This window comes from Henriciella aquimarina (genome assembly GCF_002088975.1).
Taxonomy (GTDB): domain Bacteria; phylum Pseudomonadota; class Alphaproteobacteria; order Caulobacterales; family Hyphomonadaceae; genus Henriciella; species Henriciella aquimarina.
Genome location: NZ_NCST01000091.1, coordinates 1 through 11,647, shown reverse-complemented (window position 1 = coordinate 11,647; position 11,647 = coordinate 1). Strand labels below are relative to the sequence as shown.

The following is an 11,647-nucleotide window of genomic DNA, read 5'->3' as shown; positions in this document are numbered from 1 at the left end:
GCTCAGCAACTGTATTGGATGTCATGTTTTCTGAGTTTTGCGTTGAGGATTGTGAGGAGTTTTCTGGCGATAGCGATGAGGGCGAGCTTTGGAGGTTTTCCAGCGGTTCGCATGGCGCAGTAGGTCTGCTTGAGCCTTGGGTGATGGCGCGAGGCTGAGAGGGCGGCGAGGTAGAGTGCTTCGCGCACCCTTGCGCGCCCGCCCCAGACCCGGCGTTTTCCCCTGAAGCTTCCGCTTTCATGGGCATGGGGAGCAAGGCCTGCAAGGGCTGCGATGGGTCTTCGGGCCAGGTGTCCGAGCTCTGGCAGGAAGGCGAGCAGGGCTGCGGTTGTGACCGGTCCGACGCCCGGTTCGCTGGCGATGAGGCGGGCCCGGCCAGCCAGGGTGTCATCGGCCTCGATATGGACCGCGATCTCCTTGTCCATGGTGACGATCTGTCGGGTCAGGCCTGCGATCCTGGCTTTCAGCCGCCGCACCAGCGGGCCGCAGCGATAGCGTTCGAGCTGGTTGAGACAGGCTTTTCGGGCTTCAACAAGATCATGCCGGTAGGCGTGAAGCTCGCGCAGGACCTGCACGCCGGGTGCGGGTGGGACGTGCACCGGCAGGCTGATCTGGCCGGCCATGGCCGACAGGAGCCGGGCATCGACACGGTCTGTCTTGGCCAGCACGCCAGAGGCGCGGGCAAACTCGCGCGCCTGGCGCGGGTTGACCCGGTACATCCGCACGCCAGCCTGGCTCATCGCCCGTTCGAGCGCTTCGCCATAAGGGCCTGTGGCCTCGAAGACGATGGATGGGGGAGCCAGCAGACAGAGGGTATCGAGCCCTGCCGCATCATTGGACAGCCGGTGAAAGCAGCCGTCACGCGGATCGAAGACATCGAGATGCGTCTTGGAAATATCGACGCCGAGAGCAGGGTGTGACATGAAGAAAATCCTGTCCTTGTCATACGGGGTCGGCTGTCACCGCCCCTGGCAACTGTTCAGGCGACACAACTGTCGTACCCGGCAGGCGAGCCCCTGGCTGAGCCACGATCCGTCAAATCAAGGATGAGAACGGGGTCTCGCCTGCCACCCCTCTATCGCACACTTCAAACAGACAAGGATGAGCGCTATGGCGGGGCCGCTTTTCAGGCCTCATCCTGAGCGACGTCGAAGGGCGAGGCCGGTCGCCTGACCTCTCAAACCCAGCACCAAACCCGCCACGGCGTTTCCGCCTGGCGCTCTCTCTTGCCCCGAAAGACAGGGCCGGGCGCGTCCTGAAAAGACGCTGATGGAACTGCCAGCCTTTCGGCGTGGCTATGAGCGCCCATTGAGGACGCGCCCTGCGAAGGGTGTCGGCCGTTCAGGTGTCCCTCTCCCGGCCCATCTCGGTAACGGTCTGCAACGCCAGGCTGCTGGCGTCCGCCTCGGTCCCACATGATGCTCACCACATGGCAGGGGCGTTACGCCCTGCCCGCAGCCAAGTCACCTTCGCACCCCCACCGCCATCCGGCCGGTCCGGACCACCCTGTCAGAGCGATGGGATGGAGAAGGGTATAGCTGGCACGCGGGAGGGGGCGGATGGATATCATATTGTTCATAGGGATGAGCTAGACAGTATTACCGCGAAATAACGATTCAGCGGCTGTATCCTCTATGTTAGCGAGTGCGGTTTCCCACCATCTTAGTATTTCACCCGATAACTCGACGGCTGATTTAAATTGCCCAAGAATCAAGATTTTACCAAAATCGTTGCCAATGCCAAAGTGAGCTGTGGACCTGCCATTCTTGGCGATCGAATTCCTTTCTTCATCCAGAAAAATAAATAAGGCGTCTGAAGTCTTCCATGCTTGAAAATGCGAATCCAGAAAACTGGCTAAAATGGGATGACTTTTAGCATCAACCTTCGACGCAACATGGCCTACACTACGCACAGCAAAGGCAAATGAAGCCCAGGCGCGACGGAGTTCATGCTCATCTTTTGCCATGGCAATAGCATCAGACAACGCATAACAATCACGAAGTACTTTTCGCGCTCTAAAAAACCGTGGAAGCTGCCGATTATTTTCACGCAGCTTTCGCTCTTTATTGGTTATAAAAGTACGCCCTCGTGGCAAAGCTGGCACCTCCCAAAATAGTATCAGCTCTTCTTGGAAGGTCCGGCAGTCAAAAAAGCCTACGCAATCTGATATGCTGCCTCATTTGCTAATTACTTCATTACTCGGTTCAGGCGCGTCCTCAAACGGCAGATAGTGTTTAAGCCAACGCCTTATTCCCTTGGGCTGTCCGTCACTTGGTACAGGCCGCCCCATAGAGACCGCAGTCGCGCACCAGATGTCATCTTGGAGCGCACCGAAAATCTGGGGCTCATCGGCCTCGATAAGTTCCCTCTCGGCTGTCCATTCCGCTACCTTAGTCCGCACCCAGTCGGAAGGATTTGGTTGCGGCTGATTTGATTCTTCACTTCTAACTTTTGCTTTGAGCGCCCTAAATCTATTGCTGAGTGAATGATGCAGGTCGACTTTTTCATGTAAGTTCACGATGACCGAAGCTAGGGAAAGCACGAGCAAAAATAGAGAAGCTAAAAGCGTTAACCAGTACTCAAACTGAGGTGGAAAAATTTCCAGCAGAGACAACGTTACCCCCGCTGAGAAAAACAAAGTCAAAAACTGATTACGCCGAATCCAACGCTGCAAGAAGTCTCTTCTTGCAACGTGATAACGCCGTGACATCTCCAGAGAAAAGATAAGCCCATCAATGCTGTCATGCATGACTAGTTATTTGAAGGAGGGGGAGGAGGTGGTGGCGGCCTCCGATCTGGAGCCTTTCGAACTGGCCTTTGATTTGGCCTAGGAGGAGGCGGTGGTGGTGGAGGCGACGGAGATCTTGGTGGACGTGCCATACAAACCCTAATCAGTACTAGAATTACCTATTCTGCTTATTCTACATGGCTTTTCAAGCCGTTCAAAACTTTAGGTTTACATCAGTCTGAGGTGCCGTCCAACCTAGGCATTCAGCGATAGACGCATACTTCACTTTTCTGAATCAAAGAGCTTAGGAATAAGCCCTAAAGCGGAATATTATCGTGCTTCTTCCAGGGGTTTTCGAGCTGTTTGCCGCGGAGGGTCCGTAGCGCCTTGCAGATGCGCCGGCGGGTGGAGTGGGGCATGATGATGTCGTCGATATAGCCCCGGCGCGCGGCGACGTAGGGGTTGGCGAAATTGTCCTCGTACATCTTCGTGTGCGCGGCGATCTTGTCATCGTCGCCCAGATCCTTGCGGAAGATGATTTCCACCGCGCCCTTCGCACCCATCACGGCGATTTCGGCGGTCGGCCAGGCATAGTTCATGTCACCGCGCAGGTGCTTGGAGCTCATCACGTCATAGGCGCCGCCATAGGCCTTGCGCGTGATGACGGTGACCTTCGGCACGGTCGCCTCGGCATAGGCGAAGAGGAGCTTCGCGCCATGCTTGATGAGGCCGCCATATTCCTGCTTGGTGCCCGGCATGAAGCCCGGCACGTCGACAAAGGTGACAATCGGGATGTTGAAGCAGTCGCAGAAGCGCACGAAGCGCGACGCCTTGCGCGAGCTGTCGATGTCGAGCACGCCGGCGAGCGTCATCGGCTGGTTGGCGACGAAGCCGACCGTGGTGCCTTCCATGCGCCCGAAGCCGCAGAGGATGTTGCCGCCGAAATCGGGGCTGATCTCGAAGAAGTCGCCCTCGTCGGCGGTCTTCTCGATCAGCTCCTTCATGTCATAGGGCGTGTTCGGATTGGCCGGGATGAGCGTGTCGAGGCTCGGCTCGACGCGGTCCGGGTCATCGAAGCTCGGCCGCGTGGGCGGCGATTCGAGGTTAGACAGCGGCAGGAAGTCGATCAGGCGGCGCATCTGGACGAGCGCCTCGATGTCGTTTTCGAAGGCCCCGTCGGCGACGCCGGACTTGGCCGCATGCACGCGCGCGCCGCCAAGGTCCTCGTGGGAGACCTCTTCATTGGTGACGGTCTTCACCACGTCCGGGCCGGTGACGTACATGTAGGAGGTGTCCTTCACCATGAAGATGAAGTCGGTCATGGCCGGGGAATAGACGTCGCCGCCCGCGCACGGCCCCATGATGACCGAGATCTGCGGGATGACGCCGGAGGAGAGCACATTCTCCATGAAGATGTCGGCATAGCCCGCAAGGCTGTCGACCCCCTCCTGGATGCGCGCGCCGCCCGCATCGAAGATACCGACGACCGGGGCGCCATTCTTGGCCGCCGCCTTCTGCACCTTCACGATCTTCTCCGACTGCGCCTTGGACAGCGAGCCGCCGAAAACGGTGAAATCCTTGGAGAAGACATAGACGAGGCGTCCGTTGACCGTGCCATTGCCGGTGACGACGCCGTCGCCCGGGATGCGCTGTTCCTCCATGCCGAAATCGTGGGAGCGGTGCTCCACAAACATGTCGGTTTCCTCGAAGCTGCCTTCGTCGAGCAGCATGGTGATCCGCTCACGCGCGGTGAGCTTGCCCTTGGCGTGCTGCTTTTCGATGCGATCCTCGCCGCCGCCAAGGCGGGCTTCCTCGCGTTTGGCTTCCAGCGCTTCGATGACATCCTTCATGGGCGAACTCCATCAACCTGACTGCCACCCTTGATACGCACAAGAGACGCCGACGCAAGAAAAAGGACAGGCTGCCGCAAAGACAACCTGCCCGTCTTTTTGCATGTCCACGGAGGAATCGGGGCCGCTCAGCTTCCGCCATAGAGGCGGTGACCGCCCCGGCGCCGGCCGTCATGGCCGCGATAGCGGTCGTCGCGGTCCCAGCGGTCATGGTGGCCGCGGCCCCTGTCATAGCCACGGTGTCCGGGCCGCGGCAGGCCATCGAGATCAACGACCTGGCCCCGGCGCACCGTGCAGCTGACATCGCGGTCGAACGCGCGCCGGCGGCCTTCGAACTCGACATCGTCGAAGCGGACCCGGAAGCCCTTGGGGCCAATCTGGCGCACGCGCACATCATCGTCGATGTCCACGTCTCGGAAGCCGATACGGTAGCCCTGGCGCTGGATCGCACCGGCACAGCGCTGCAGGGCGTCACGGCGCAAGCGCCGGACTTCCCAGGGGCGTTGGCCCCACGGGTTGGGGCGGTAGTGGCGCCCATTGCGCCCGCGCCAGCGGTCATGGCCGACCGAGACGTAGAAGGCGGCGTCTCCGACGCTGAGCGACAGCCCGCCAAGCGCGGTCTGCGCCGTGGTCGCCGGGGCATCGGCCATGGCCGGGAGCGCGATGAGTGGACTTGCCGCAAGTGCCAGCGCGGCCACTCTGGAGGTCATGATGCGTTTCATCATGAGGCCACGAGACCACACCCCGGCGGAACCCCGCATGAGCGGCGCGTTTGGCTCGCGTTCAGGCGGAAATCCGTTTTAAATCAGCCTGATAAAACCTCAAGCGCACCCTTCGACATAATCGACCGCTGGCGGCTGGCCGACCCGGTAGGTGGAGATCAGGCCGTTCTCGTCGGTTTCCATGATCAGCTTGGCGCCGCCTTCCAGCGTGACCACGAGATTGTCGCGGTCGGTATACTTGTTGGGCTGGCGTTCGAGATCGGGATAGAGGCCGGCCACCTCGCCTTCCGGCATGCCGACCTGCGCGCCCTCGGATGTCGACACGCCCGGCGCGCGGATATCGATGCGCTGGACCTCGCCGTCGACGACCATATAGCCGATGTCGTAATTGTCCCGCTCAGGCCCGAGATAATAGCAGGTCTTCAGCCCTTCGGTGTCGAGATCGCCGAGCTCATAGAGTTCGCCCTCATGGGCGCGCCTCGCCTGCTGGACCGTCATGCCGAACTCGACCCCGCAGAGGCCACCAGCCGTAATCGTCCCGCAATCGCCGGCGGCCTGGCGCGTGGGCTCCGGGGCGTCGCCGGCGCTTTCCATCGGGCTGCCCGTATTGGCCGGTTCGGACGGCATGTCGGCCGGTGCGGAGGGCGTGGCGTCCAGGCCCGCATCGGTGGACGTGTTTTCCGGCGGGGTCACAGGTTGCGGGTCGGTCGGATCGGCCGGGTTACCCGGATCACAGGCGACAAGCGCCAGGGCGGCAACAAACGGGGCGTATCTGAGCATGGCAGTCTCCAGCAGTCGAACAGGCCTGACGACATTTTACCGGCGCCCCCGGGGCCGGCACAAGGCCGTCAGTTCCGTCCTTAACGCGGGAGCGCGGAAAAGAGTTTCCCGAGGGCATGCGCATCGCGCCGGCGCGCCTCGACGGCGGCCTGGGCTTCAGCGTCCTCGCCCCATTGCTCAATCTGCCAGGCCTCGTCGATGCGGGAAATCTCGAAGGCGTCTTCGGCGGGGGTCTCGCCGCGCTCGACGGCCAGCGCCAGGACGGCGGAGCCGAACAGGCTGCACGCCCAGGCAAGCCCTGTCAGGCGGAAATCGTCCAGCGACAGCGCATGCGCACGGGCCGCCTCGAGCGATGTCGTCGGCTGGCGCGCTGCGATGATGCCCTCGACGGGGATCAGCACGATATCGAGCGACTTGCCCGCCCAGTCGCGCAAGGGGCGCCAGGCGGCTTCCTGGCGCGCCCGCAGCTCGCTCGGGGCGTCGGCCAGGTGGCAGACCAGGTCGGTCTCGGTATATTTGGCGAGTTCGGCGGCCAGCTCCTCGCGCGTGTCCGGCGTGCGGTCGATGGCGATATAGGCCAGATGCGTCAACGGCATGGTCGAGGGGTCGATCCGCTCGCCCTGGGCGTCCCATTCCGCAGCGACGGCACGCGCAAGCGCCTCGCTCGGCAGGCTCAGCGTGACCTTGGCCGGGGTGTTCAGCACCCGCCCGTCGAGAGCGACGGCCCAGCCGTCCTGGCCTTCGATGGCCGATGCGGTCTTGTAGAAGCGGCGCGGCAGCGCCTGTGTGCGCTCATCACTGTTTGACATGCCCTGCTAAGTGGCACGGGCCAGCCCGGTTTGAAACCGGGCAATTGCGGCTTGGCGTGGCCTAGCTGGCCTGACGCGTGGTTGCCCCGGCATAATCGGTCTCGCCGAGGTGCATCGTATCGACGACCATGCGCGTGTCGCGCTCCATCAGGGCCAGCGTCTGGCCGATGCGAACCGTCTTCAGACTCTGGTCCTTGCGCGTCAGGGCGAGATTGGCGCGCCATTCCAGCGCGAGCGGATACATGTTCTCGGGGAAAGGCTGGCCTTCCACGATACGGTTTTCCAGATGCGAGGTCTCGAAGCAGAGGCTGCGCTCCTGGAAGCCGACGGCACAGTTTGCCCCGTCGGTCTCGAAGTTGCGGGTGAAAGCGGCATAGTCGGCGCGGGTAAACTGATGCTGCGGGTCGGTCGGGACCGGCGCGGAGTGCGCGGTAAGGGCCAGGGCGCCGCCACCTACTGTGGCGACCGCCAGGCCGACCAGCGCATGGTCGAGATTGAATTTCGTCATGGATTTCTTCCAGTTGAAAAATGTGTCTGTTCAATCAACGCAAGACCAGCGTGAGCGATCCGGAAAAGATTACAAAAAATGCAGATAATCTTCTGTTTCAAAAAAGAAAAACAGGCCAGCCCGGATGGGCTGGCCTGAATAACTTCATCTTGCGATGAAACTCTGAAGAGAAGCTTAGTCGACTTCGTCCTCGACCTCGTCTGCAGCTTCATCAACCTCTTCACCGGCTTCCTCGACCGGGCCGTCATTGGTGTCGCACGCGGCGAGCGTGGACGTCCCGGCGGCGCCGATGGCGAACAGAAGTGCGAGCATGGATTTCTTCATGAGTTTCCCCTTGGCTTGTGATAACTCATGAACTCAACGTCATGCGTTCTGAACGGTTCCCGGCAGTGGTAAACTTTTTTCGGCAAAGGCTGCGAGGCCTGCAGCCAGGCCATCGAAGTCATGGTGAATCTCGTGCGCGCCGGCAGCTTCCAGCTCGGCCGGGCGCCCAAAGCCCCAACTGACGCCCATAGTGTGAATGCCGGCATTGCGGCCCATGGCGATGTCATGGGTGGCATCCCCGATGATGAGCGACTGGTGGGGCTCGCAACCGAGCGAGCCCATGCACTGCTCGACCATGAAAGGATGCGGCTTGCCGGGCCCGTCATCGGCACACCAGACGGTGTCGAAATACTGCTCCAGCGGATGCATCTCGAAGATCGCCCGGATGCCGCGATGACTCTTGCCGGTCGCCATGGCGATCAGCCAGTCGTCATTCGCCAGCCGTTCGAGGGTTTCGATGGCGCCGTCGTAAAGCGGCTCGCGGAAGCCCTTCTCGCTGCGCCGCGCGACGAACGCCTGGCGGTAGGCCTCGACCAGGCGCGGCAGGTCGTCATAGTCGGGCGCCAGCGTGCGGCAGGCTTCATCCAGGCCGAGACCAACCACCTGACGGGTCGCCTCATAGTCCGGCTCGGGCAGGCCGCACACATCAAACGCGCGGCACATGGCGGTCTGGATCACCTCGCGGCTATCCACAATCGTCCCGTCCATGTCCCAGATCGCGAGTTTGAGCGTCATACAGCCAACCTTCTACACAAACAGTTCGAACGGGTCCCTGCCCGCTTCTTCTTCGAGGAAGCCAAGCGTCTTGAACGTCTCCTTCATATGGCCTGACAGCGGGGCCTCGAGCAGGAGCGGCTTCTTGTTCTTGCGCGGAATGAGCAGCGCGCGCGCATGCAGGTGCAGGCCCTTGGCAACGCCCTGCGGCACTTCCCGGCGGGTCACGTACTTGTCGTCACCGAGAATGGAGGTGCCGAGCTCATGCATGTGGAAGCGCAGCTGGTGCATCCGGCCGGTCTGCGGCCTCAGCGCCACCCAGGCGGCCTTCTGGGCGGCCTGCGAGACGGTGACATAATCGGTGATGGCGTGGCGCGCGCCCTCGTCGTTCTGGGCGCAATGGACCATACGCTCACGGCCCTCAGGGCCCGTACCCTTCGTCATCCAGCAGCGCACCTGGCCGGCCGGCGGCTTCGGCGCGCCGACGGTGACGGCCCAGTAGACCTTCTCCATCTCGCGCGAGCGGAAGAGATCGCCAAGGCGAGCAGCGGCGGCGGGATGGCGCGCGATCAGCAGGAGGCCGGAGGTCTCTTTATCGAGGCGGTGGACAAGCTTGGGGCGGTATTCGCCGTCGGAGAGAACGTCCAGCATGCCGTCAATGTGGCGATCGCCCTGCTTGGTGCCGCCCTGCACGGCGAGGCCGGCGGGCTTGTTGAGCGCGAACATGTCATCATCCTGATAGACGACCATCTCGCGCATGAACTGCTCGTCGCGCGCCGACGCCTTGCCCGGCTTGTAGGCTTCGCGCTCTTCCCTGGTGGGCTGGTGCAGCGGCGGCAGGCGCACGACCATGCCGGCATCGAGGCGCGTATTCGCCTTGGCGCGCGCGCCGTCGACACGGATCTGTCCGGTGCGCAGCAGCTTCATCAGCTGGCCCTGGGTGACCGGCAGACGGCGCTTCACCCAGCGGTCGAGCCGGGTGCCCTCTTCCTTCGGGCTGACGGTTTCGTTGATTACCTGCTGGGTCATGCAAGCACCTTCCGCATGATCATCATGCCTATCAGGACAAGGAGGAGGCCGGCGATCACCGAGATCCCGGCATAGGCGGCCGCGCGGCCCCACTGGTCTTCCTCCACATAGCGCGCCACCTCCAGCGAAAAAGCCGAGAAGGTGGTGAACCCGCCGAGCAGGCCCGTGGCCAGGAAGAGACGCGTATTCTGTCCCCCGCCCAGCCACTCGCCGCGAAAGGCGAGGAAGCCGATCAGCAGCCCCATCATGAGGCTGCCCAGCAGGTTGACGAAAAAGGTCGCCCACGGCCAGCCCGTGCCGAGGCCGAGGCGCATCGCCGCGAGGCCGGCGCCGTGGCGCAGGCTTGCCCCGAGAGCGCCTCCGAGCGCGACATAGAGAAATCCGTTCATGGCCCGGCTTTTAAGGCGATTGCGCCGAAAATGACAGGCCGCGTTTCAGGCCCACGGGATGCAACTACCGCCCCCTCTCATGCGCTTATCCAGATAGCCGTCTATCATGCAGCGCCCGCGAAAGAGGCGACAAGGGAGGCAGAGATGATGAGCCCGATGGATCTGGAACGGTTCAATGCCGACTGGCTGCAGGCCTGGAGCGACAAGGATGTCGACCGGCTTGTCGGCTTCTACAGTGCCGACACCGTCTACAAGGACCCGCAAATGCCCCGCGGGATCGAGGGGCGCGACGCGCTGCGCACCTATCTCGACACGCTTTTCGCCTCGACCCCGCCCATGCACTATCAGCCCGAAACGGTCTGGAAGATCGAAGGCGGCTTTTGCGGGCGCTGGTATTGCGATCTCGGAAAAGACGGGAAGGACGGCAAGGTGCGCGGCTTCGACCTCGTCCTGCTGGAGCATGACCTGATCAAGCACAATGAGGTCTATGTGCATCCGCTGACGACAGGCACGTAAGGCCGGACCGGAGCCAGCCCGATTAATCCGTATACTGCCTTATATTGTGTTCCGACGACGGACAAAGTGTTGGTCTGCCCCACCGGAGTGGTCCACCAGATTTATTAGCCCGGCGGTTCCCACGTAGCGGCGTTCATGCCGCTACCTCCCCACAGTAAGGCGGTATGAACGCCGCGGGCAAGATGGCTTGTGGCGCGGGCGGTCGGTAGCCCAGAGAAGAGTGCGGACGCGCGGTGTTGTAATGCCACCGCCAGGTCTCGATCAGGACTTTCGCCTCCCTGAGATCATAGAAGATTTCCCTCGCCAACAACTCGTCTCTGAGCTTGGAGTTGAAGCTCTCGCAGTAGCCGTTCTCCCAAGGCGAACCGGGTTCGATATAGAGCGTCTTCACGCCGATCCGGCCAAGCCACTCGCGCAGGGCCGTGGCGATGAACTCGGGGCCATTGTCGGAACGGATATGCTCCGGCGGGCCATGATGCACGAACAGTTCGCCCAGCGTGTCTAGGACATCGCGGGAGTTGAGCTTGCGTTCGACACGAATGGCGAGGCATTCGCGAGTGAACTCATCAATCACACACAGCATGCGGAACACCTTGCCGTCATGCGTGCGGTCCTGAACGAAGTCATAGGACCAGACATGGCCCTTGTGCATCGGCCTCAGCCGGATGCAGGAGCCGTCATTCAGCCAGAGACGGCCTCTCTTTGGTTGTTTCATTGGCACTTTCAGCCCTTCACGCCGCCAGATGCGATACACCCGCTTCTCGTTCACATGCCAGCCATCCCGTCTCAGCAGGGCCGTGATCCGGCGGTAGCCATACCGGCCGAACCGTTCAGCCAGGGCGATGATGGCCGCTGTCAGCACATCCTCGTCCTGGCGTGGCACACGCGGCTTGCGCTGGGTGGAACGGTGCTGGCCGATCACGCGGCAGGCCCGGCGCTCGGTTGCGCCGAGTGTCTCCACCACATGATCGACCGCCTCGCGCTTGCGTGAAGGGCTCAGAACTTTCCCTTGATGACTTCCTGCAGGATCTGGTTGTCGAGGGTCAGATCAGAAATGGCGCGACGCAGCCGCGCATTCTCCTTCTCGATCTCCTTCAGCCGTTTGGCCTGGCCAACCTGCAGCCCGCCATACTCCTTGCGCCACCGATAGTATGTCTGTTCCGTCACCCCGATCGAACGCACGGCCTGACCCGTCGTCTCACCCCGCGCGAGGCGGACCTCCACCTCCCGCAGCTTCGCTATGATCTCTTCAGGCGTTGATCTCTTGCCCATGTCTCA

General features: G+C 62.0%; 14 protein-coding genes. 1 reads left to right on the top strand and 13 read right to left on the bottom strand.

Annotated elements, in window-relative coordinates:
- Window positions 1-2: 2 nt before the first annotated feature.
- From B8784_RS14520 to B8784_RS14480, 12 genes are all read right to left on the bottom strand, one after another.
- Window positions 3-923: a transposase gene (locus tag B8784_RS14520; protein ID WP_084396516.1), complete on the bottom strand. Its 921-nt coding sequence runs from the start codon at window positions 921-923 to the stop codon at window positions 3-5.
- Between the two features lie 665 nt (window positions 924-1,588).
- Window positions 1,589-1,966, bottom strand: coding sequence for a hypothetical protein (locus B8784_RS21380; protein WP_143435528.1), 378 nt, complete (start codon window positions 1,964-1,966; stop codon window positions 1,589-1,591).
- A 210-nt stretch (window positions 1,967-2,176) separates the two neighbouring features.
- Window positions 2,177-2,749: a hypothetical protein gene (locus B8784_RS21375; protein ID WP_143435526.1), complete on the bottom strand. Its 573-nt coding sequence runs from the start codon at window positions 2,747-2,749 to the stop codon at window positions 2,177-2,179.
- 296 nt (window positions 2,750-3,045) lie between these two features.
- On the bottom strand, window positions 3,046-4,578 hold the full coding sequence (locus B8784_RS14515) for an acyl-CoA carboxylase subunit beta (protein ID WP_084398660.1): 1,533 nt from the start codon (window positions 4,576-4,578) through the stop codon (window positions 3,046-3,048).
- A gap of 128 nt (window positions 4,579-4,706) precedes the next feature.
- Window positions 4,707-5,288, bottom strand: coding sequence for a hypothetical protein (locus B8784_RS14510; protein WP_143435524.1), 582 nt, complete (start codon window positions 5,286-5,288; stop codon window positions 4,707-4,709).
- Window positions 5,289-5,399: 111 nt separating this feature from the next.
- Window positions 5,400-6,080 (bottom strand): hypothetical protein, encoded by a 681-nt coding sequence (locus B8784_RS14505; protein WP_084398658.1) that lies wholly within the window; start codon window positions 6,078-6,080, stop codon window positions 5,400-5,402.
- 80 nt (window positions 6,081-6,160) lie between these two features.
- The gene (locus B8784_RS14500; RefSeq protein WP_084398657.1) at window positions 6,161-6,889 is read right to left on the bottom strand and encodes an ATP12 family chaperone protein; all 729 of its coding nucleotides are present in this window, start codon (window positions 6,887-6,889) and stop codon (window positions 6,161-6,163) included.
- A gap of 61 nt (window positions 6,890-6,950) precedes the next feature.
- Window positions 6,951-7,397, bottom strand: coding sequence for a hypothetical protein (locus tag B8784_RS14495; RefSeq protein WP_084398656.1), 447 nt, complete (start codon window positions 7,395-7,397; stop codon window positions 6,951-6,953).
- Window positions 7,398-7,571: 174 nt separating this feature from the next.
- Complete coding sequence (locus B8784_RS21765) at window positions 7,572-7,721, bottom strand: hypothetical protein (RefSeq protein WP_169712626.1); 150 nt, start codon at window positions 7,719-7,721, stop codon at window positions 7,572-7,574.
- 39 nt (window positions 7,722-7,760) lie between these two features.
- On the bottom strand, window positions 7,761-8,456 hold the full coding sequence (locus tag B8784_RS14490; protein WP_084398655.1) for an HAD-IA family hydrolase: 696 nt from the start codon (window positions 8,454-8,456) through the stop codon (window positions 7,761-7,763).
- A 12-nt stretch (window positions 8,457-8,468) separates the two neighbouring features.
- Window positions 8,469-9,464 (bottom strand): RluA family pseudouridine synthase, encoded by a 996-nt coding sequence (locus B8784_RS14485; protein WP_084398654.1) that lies wholly within the window; start codon window positions 9,462-9,464, stop codon window positions 8,469-8,471.
- Complete coding sequence (locus B8784_RS14480; RefSeq protein ID WP_084398653.1) at window positions 9,461-9,853, bottom strand: fluoride efflux transporter FluC; 393 nt, start codon at window positions 9,851-9,853, stop codon at window positions 9,461-9,463. Before B8784_RS14480 ends, B8784_RS14485 begins: the two co-directional genes overlap by 4 nt.
- 144 nt (window positions 9,854-9,997) lie before the next feature.
- Here B8784_RS14480 and B8784_RS14475 point away from each other — a divergent pair, with 144 nt between their 5' ends.
- Window positions 9,998-10,369 (top strand): nuclear transport factor 2 family protein, encoded by a 372-nt coding sequence (locus B8784_RS14475; protein WP_233356159.1) that lies wholly within the window; start codon window positions 9,998-10,000, stop codon window positions 10,367-10,369.
- 133 nt (window positions 10,370-10,502) lie between these two features.
- On the opposite strand, the gene B8784_RS14470 is transcribed toward B8784_RS14475, so the two are convergent.
- Window positions 10,503-11,641 (bottom strand): IS3 family transposase gene (locus tag B8784_RS14470; protein WP_143435295.1). Its coding sequence is split into 2 segments (ribosomal slippage): window positions 10,503-11,383 and window positions 11,383-11,641, totalling 1,140 coding nucleotides; the frame shifts between segments, so codons are not numbered across the junction.
- Between the last annotated feature and the right edge of the window lie 6 nt (window positions 11,642-11,647).

Excerpts from the sequence above, each read along its gene's own strand:
- B8784_RS14490 (WP_084398655.1), bottom strand. The coding sequence starts at position 8,456 with ATGACGCTCAAACTCGCGATCTGGGACATGGACGGGACGATTGTGGAT.
- B8784_RS14500 (WP_084398657.1), bottom strand. The coding sequence starts at position 6,889 with ATGTCAAACAGTGATGAGCGCACACAGGCGCTGCCGCGCCGCTTCTAC.
- B8784_RS14480 (WP_084398653.1), bottom strand. The coding sequence starts at position 9,853 with ATGAACGGATTTCTCTATGTCGCGCTCGGAGGCGCTCTCGGGGCAAGC.
- B8784_RS14510 (WP_143435524.1), bottom strand. The coding sequence starts at position 5,288 with ATGACCTCCAGAGTGGCCGCGCTGGCACTTGCGGCAAGTCCACTCATC.
- B8784_RS14485 (WP_084398654.1), bottom strand. The coding sequence starts at position 9,464 with ATGACCCAGCAGGTAATCAACGAAACCGTCAGCCCGAAGGAAGAGGGC.
- B8784_RS21380 (WP_143435528.1), bottom strand. The coding sequence starts at position 1,966 with ATGGCAAAAGATGAGCATGAACTCCGTCGCGCCTGGGCTTCATTTGCC.
- B8784_RS21375 (WP_143435526.1), bottom strand. The coding sequence starts at position 2,749 with ATGCATGACAGCATTGATGGGCTTATCTTTTCTCTGGAGATGTCACGG.
- B8784_RS14520 (WP_084396516.1), bottom strand. The coding sequence starts at position 923 with ATGTCACACCCTGCTCTCGGCGTCGATATTTCCAAGACGCATCTCGAT.
- B8784_RS14475 (WP_233356159.1), top strand. The coding sequence starts at position 9,998 with ATGATGAGCCCGATGGATCTGGAACGGTTCAATGCCGACTGGCTGCAG.
- B8784_RS21765 (WP_169712626.1), bottom strand. The coding sequence starts at position 7,721 with ATGAAGAAATCCATGCTCGCACTTCTGTTCGCCATCGGCGCCGCCGGG.
- B8784_RS14495 (WP_084398656.1), bottom strand. The coding sequence starts at position 7,397 with ATGACGAAATTCAATCTCGACCATGCGCTGGTCGGCCTGGCGGTCGCC.
- B8784_RS14505 (WP_084398658.1), bottom strand. The coding sequence starts at position 6,080 with ATGCTCAGATACGCCCCGTTTGTTGCCGCCCTGGCGCTTGTCGCCTGT.
- B8784_RS14515 (WP_084398660.1), bottom strand. The coding sequence starts at position 4,578 with ATGAAGGATGTCATCGAAGCGCTGGAAGCCAAACGCGAGGAAGCCCGC.